2 protein-coding genes and 1 pseudogene are annotated in these 2,871 nt (G+C 69.3%); 1 reads left to right on the forward strand and 2 read right to left on the reverse strand.

What is annotated here, in order from left to right:
* Positions 1-307: 307 nt before the first annotated feature.
* On the reverse strand, positions 308-1,027 hold the full coding sequence (locus ACFP2V_RS26980; protein WP_381217732.1) for a helix-turn-helix domain-containing protein: 720 nt from the start codon (positions 1,025-1,027) through the stop codon (positions 308-310).
* A 341-nt stretch (positions 1,028-1,368) separates the two neighbouring features.
* Here ACFP2V_RS26980 and ACFP2V_RS26985 point away from each other — a divergent pair, with 341 nt between their 5' ends.
* Positions 1,369-2,196 carry a restriction endonuclease gene (locus ACFP2V_RS26985; RefSeq protein WP_381217734.1) on the forward strand — a complete coding sequence of 276 codons (828 nt, stop codon included), beginning with the start codon at positions 1,369-1,371 and terminating at the stop codon, positions 2,194-2,196.
* Positions 2,197-2,539: 343 nt separating this feature from the next.
* Here ACFP2V_RS26985 and ACFP2V_RS38720 read toward each other — a convergent pair.
* Positions 2,540-2,716: pseudogene (locus ACFP2V_RS38720) on the reverse strand (IS630 family transposase); the annotation flags it as partial.
* Between the last annotated feature and the right edge of the window lie 155 nt (positions 2,717-2,871).

Below are 2,871 nucleotides of genomic sequence, written 5' to 3' on the forward strand. Positions count from 1 at the left end.
GGTGCGGTCGATTTCCAGGGAGCGGGTCCGGTCGTTGAGGTGGTGGCCGCGCAGGTCGTGGAGGGAACCGCTGCGGTCGCGGATGGTGGAGGGCAGGTCCTTCACGCTGCCGTAGACCGCGTGCCCGACTCAGGGCTACCCGCCGAAATCGCTCTCCGGGTAGATGGACACGTAGCCGGACGGGCAGTCGAGGCCGGCCCATACCATGTCGGCCTCGGCGAGGCAAGGACGGCCAGGGGGAGGAGGGCCAGTGCAGCGGTGGCCTCGACACACATCACGTTTTTGATCACGGCATTGCCCATACCGGCTACCGGGCGCCGGCCGGGCAGGTCTGCCTGCGGGTCCACTCCGGTGGTGGAGCGCGCTGTGCGGATCGGTACGGACGCCACAGGAAGGCGGGGAGGGGGGAGGGGCGACGTCTCCGGGGCGGTGCGCAAGGAGACTTTGCGCGTCTCCCGGCTCCGCGGCCGGCGCTGTTGCCCCGGCCGACCGGCCGAGTACGTGGGTGCGTGGGTGTCGGTCCTGGTGTGCGCTCCGGTGGGCCTGAGCTCAAGTTCGATCTGGAAGGCGCGGGCCGTTCCGACGGTGCCGTTGCCTGTGCTTTGGTCGTCCAAGGAATGACGCACCGCTTCCTGCGGGAAACGCAGGTGCAAGTCCTGCGGGTCGACTGGTGGGTGGCGTTCTCCGGCTTCGTCTCCAGGGTCCGGGCGATCGGATCGGCGACCTGCTGGCCCCTCACTGTGCGGGGCCGGCCCGGTCGCGGCTCGTCCGACAGTCCGTCGAGACGGTCCGCCAGGAACCGCCTACGCCACCTTCGAGACGGTGTCGCGGACACCCCGACCCGCTCCATCACCCCACCCCTCGACACGGGAAAGCCATTCTCTCCTGCTTCGTCGCAGGCCAGGATCCCCCGGGCCCGCATCACCATGTCCTGTGTGGACCTACGCCGCCGCACCCAGCCCTGCAACACCGAGCGTTCGTCAGCGGTCAGATCCAGTGGCGCAAGCCTCGGTCCAGGACGACTCATGCCCGACCAACGACGAATCTCCGACTCAGGCCCCTAATACTTCAACTACTTCAACGGTGTTTGCCGTGGCGGCTGGCAGGGTGGACCCCTGGGCAAGGAAGTCGGTCAGATGCCCGCGACCCTTGCGGCGCATACGTCCTCGGCTTTCGGCGAGCGTGCGCGGGAGCCGTCCGAGTGGCAGCGGTTCTTCATGCAGTGATGCAGCCGGCACAGCGGCGCGGCCCCGTCGACGGTGTGGAAGCACAGCGACACGGGTGATCGCATCGGCTCGATAGAACCTCCCGTACCTGGGAAGACGCCCCCTTGATCTTCGTTGACGTCCTCGGAAAGGAAGCATCCCCATGGCTGTACCCGCACGTGCTTCGCGTTCCGTGCGCCGCTCCCGTCGGTTCGAACTCCGGGCGACAGCCCTGTACTTCGTCCTTCTCGCCCTCATCCTGATATTGGTGGGCACGGCCGTCCGTACCGCGACGGCCGCCGCCGAACGCCGTCCTGCCTGGGCCGTCGCACTCGTCCTCGTGGGTGTCGGCGGTGTCGTGGCCGGCTGCCGCAGAAGGCGCCGGATATCGGCAGCGAGACTCGCGCGCCACGCCGCGGAAGCCCTGGACGAGGCCACGGAGACGGCGGTCGAAGTCCTCGACACCGCTCCACCGACTTCTGCCGCCGGCCCTGTAGCAGCACGGACCGATCCCTGCGGCGGTCGCCTCGACGCGGAACGGACCGTCCCCCTCCTCGAGCCGGTGAACGAGGTGCCCGCGGACACCGGGGAGACAGGCTACGAGGCGCTGGACCCCGCCGAGTTCGAGCAGGCGATAGCCGAGCTGTGTCGACGCGACGGCTGCCTCGACGTGGACGTCGTGGGCGGGACCGGTGACCTGGGCGCCGACGTCGTGGCAAGGACGCCGGACGGGCGCCTGGCCGTCATCCAGTGCAAGCGGTACTGCGACGCCAACCGAGTCGGTTCCCAGGACATGCAGCGGTTCGGCGGCACGTGTTTCACCGTTCACGAGGCCGATGTCGCCGTCGTGGTCACCACCAGCGACTTCACCGCTCCCGCGATCGAGTACGCCGAGCAGTGCGGCATCGTGTGCATGGACGGTCAAGAACTCCTGCGCTGGCAGGACGGCATGGGGCCGCGGCCGTGGGAGCCGGAGTTCGTGGCCGACTGAGGCGGGCGAGGACGGGCGGCCGGTGTCGGTCGGCCTGCAGGGTCTGACGTGGGCGCCGGCGGTAGACGCCGCGGTAGAGGGCGGCGAAGCGGCCCGGAGGGAAGAAACCTCACCCGGCCGAGATTTCCGTGACCGTGGCCCCGCCGTCGTGCGGGTCGGCGGCCGGCGGGTCTCCGTGTGCGGGGGAGAGCCGGGCCCGGCGGGCGAGCGGCGGGATGTCCAGGTGCCGGCGGAGGCGTACTGCAGCACGCGGACGGATGACGTGTGCCGCGGGCGCGATTCGGCAACGGTGATGGGCCGCTCGGGGTGGTTGGCTTCGTTCACTTTTACTGACTTCGGCTTGTCAGGGTGGCGTTGGATGGTCGAGGGTCAGGCCGGTACCCGCTATGAAGCCGTCGAGGGTGGCGGGCCGGTGAAGGCGTTTGAGCCGGTTGCGTACGAGGGCTTCGAGCCGGTCGAGGGTGACGACGGCAAGGTTGGCCAGGCAGCGTTTGACGTATGCCCGTACCCACTCAGTGGGTTTGTCACGGTACGGGGATTGTTGGACAGCGAGGAGTGAGCACGCCGATCATCAGCAGGGAGGGTCTGCTCCGGCTGGTCGCACTGGCCCAGCAGTTGCGGGCCCGCGCGGTTCTCCCGGACGAAGGCGGCGTGCCATGGACAGCACCGACACCG

Source organism: Streptomyces incanus (assembly GCF_042656345.1).
GTDB classification, from domain to species: Bacteria; Actinomycetota; Actinomycetes; order Streptomycetales; family Streptomycetaceae; genus Streptomyces; species Streptomyces incanus.

Coding starts and splice junctions, on each gene's coding strand:
- ACFP2V_RS26980 (WP_381217732.1), bottom strand. CDS start 1,027: ATGAGTCGTCCTGGACCGAGGCTTGCGCCACTGGATCTGACCGCTGAC.
- ACFP2V_RS26985 (WP_381217734.1), top strand. CDS start 1,369: ATGGCTGTACCCGCACGTGCTTCGCGTTCCGTGCGCCGCTCCCGTCGG.